General features: G+C 62.6%; 2 protein-coding genes. Both read right to left on the reverse strand.

Features of this window, described 5'->3' with window-relative positions; genetic code table 11:
* Positions 1-810 (reverse strand): cbb3-type cytochrome c oxidase subunit I (locus ACTJJX_RS34960; RefSeq protein WP_440782062.1); only part of this gene is annotated, 810 nt, incomplete at its 3' end.
* Positions 811-1,174: 364 nt separating this feature from the next.
* Positions 1,175-2,101, reverse strand: a complete 927-nt coding sequence (ccoP, locus tag ACTJJX_RS34965; protein ID WP_003087308.1) for a cytochrome-c oxidase, cbb3-type subunit III — start codon at positions 2,099-2,101, stop codon at positions 1,175-1,177.
* Between the last annotated feature and the right edge of the window lie 57 nt (positions 2,102-2,158).

The raw sequence follows: 2,158 nt of genomic DNA on the forward strand, positions 1-2,158 counted from the left end.
CTGCGCCCAGTCCGGCAGCGCGGTGTAGTGCAGGTGGTGCGGGCCGGCCCAGATGTACAGGGAGATCAGCGCCCAGAAGTGGACGATGGACAGGCGATAGGAATAGACCGGACGCTCGGCCTGCTTGGGCACGAAGTAGTACATCATGCCGAGGAAGCCGGTGGTCAGGAAGAAGCCCACGGCGTTGTGCCCGTACCACCACTGGACCATCGCATCGGTGGCGCCGGAGTAGGCGGAGTAGGACTTGAACCAGCTCACCGGCAGCGACATGTGGTTGACGATATGCAGCATCGCCGTCACCAGGATGAAGGCACCGTAGAACCAGTTGCCCACATAGATGTGCTTGACCTTGCGCTTGACGATGGTGCCGAAGAACACGATCGCGTAGGTGATCCAGACGATCGCCAGGAGGATGGCCAGCGGCCATTCCAGTTCGGCGTATTCCTTGGAGGTGGTGAAACCCTGCGGCAGGGTCAGCACGGCGCCCACGATCACGGCCTGCCAACCCCAGAAGGTGAAGGCCGCCAGCGTGTCTGAAATCAGTCGGGCTTGCGAGGTACGTTGCACCACGTAGTACGAGGTGGCGAAGAGGGCGCACCCACCGAAGGCGAAGATCACCGCGTTGGTGTGCAGGGGGCGAAGGCGGCCGAAGCTCGTCCATGGCAGGTCGAAGTTCAATTCGGGCCATACCAGTTGGGCGGCGATCAGGACACCGAGACCCATTCCAATGACCCCCCAGACCACCGTCATAACGGCGAACTGGCGGACCACCTTATAGTTATAAGCAGTCTGACTGATTGCTGTGCTCATGCTAGGGGTTCCACGGTTAATGGACTTTTTTAGGGACAAAAAATCGGCGGCAAGTATGGAGAAAGCGGGTGGGCATTGCAACGCGCCAGGCCAGGGGCGACGCCAGTTTGATGCCTGCTTCAGAGCGCTTTCCAAGGCGGCCGTATGGCTTTCTGGCGCTATCCGGACGAGTGGGTTCGGCCGGTGAAGTTAGGTGTCCCGTCGCTCTGCCGGAGAGGGACGAATGCAGAGCAGCTTAGACGCGATTGAAAAGGAAGGGTAGGAAAGGCGTCCGCTGGTGCGACACTTCGTCGCGCCGCCTGGGACTAAGGTCTGAGACCGGGGGAAGGACCCGCGCCCGGGAGGGCGCGGGTGGGGGGAGGGGTCAGTTGCTGCCCTGGTTGTGCGACAGGTTGTAGATGTAGGCGGCCAGGATGTGCACCTTTTCCTTGCCCAGGTAGGGCTCCTGGGCCGGCATCTGGCCCTGGCGGCCATGGCGGATGGTTTGTTGGAGCTGGGCGTAGCTGGAGCCGTAGATGAACGCGCCGGGGTTGGTCAGGTTCGGCGCGCCGACCAGGGCGGTACCCTTGCCTTCCGGGCCGTGGCAGGCGACGCAGTTGACCGAGAAGATCTGCTTGCCGGCCTCGACGTCGGCCTTGGTGCCTTCCGGCAGCTTCAGCCCGGCGAGTTCGGTGCGGACGTAGGCGGCGACGTTCTTCACCCCGTCTTCGCCGAGGATGTCGCCCCAGGCCGCCATGATCGCGTGGCGACCGCCGAGGATGGTGGTCTCGATGCTCTGCGGGTCACCGCCCCAGCGCCACTCGTTGTCGGCCAGGTTGGGGAAGCCGAGGGCGCCCTTGGCGTCGGAACCGTGGCAGATCGAGCAGTAGGTGGCGAACATGCGGCTGCCCATCTTCATGGCGTGCTCGTCCTTGGCCACTTCCTCGATGGGCATGGCGGCGTACTTGGCGAAGATCGGCCCGTACTTCTCCTGGGCGATGTTCATCTCGCGTTCCCACTGCTTGTCCTGGGTCCAGCCGCCCTCGTAGCCCGGCAGCACGCCTTTCCAGTTACCCAGGCCCGGGTACAGGACCAGGTAGCCGACGGAGAAGACGATGGTGCCGATGTACAGCATGAACCACCACTTCGGCAGCGGGTTGTCGTACTCCTCGATGCCGTCGTAGGAGTGGCCCATGGTCTTTTCGGTAGTACCCTTGGCTTCGCCCTTGCGGGTGGCGAAGACCAGCCAGAGCAGGGCGATCAAGGTACCGACGGTAAGAGCTGTGATGTACAGACTCCAGAAGGTGGTCATTCTTTGTTACTCCTAGAAGCTTGCTCGACGTGCTTTTTGGCTTCGGGATCGTCTGCG

This window comes from Pseudomonas sp. 22490 (genome assembly GCF_052044465.1).
Taxonomy (GTDB): Bacteria; Pseudomonadota; Gammaproteobacteria; order Pseudomonadales; family Pseudomonadaceae; genus Pseudomonas; species Pseudomonas aeruginosa.

Coding starts and splice junctions, on each gene's coding strand:
- ccoP (WP_003087308.1), bottom strand. CDS start 2,101: ATGACCACCTTCTGGAGTCTGTACATCACAGCTCTTACCGTCGGTACC.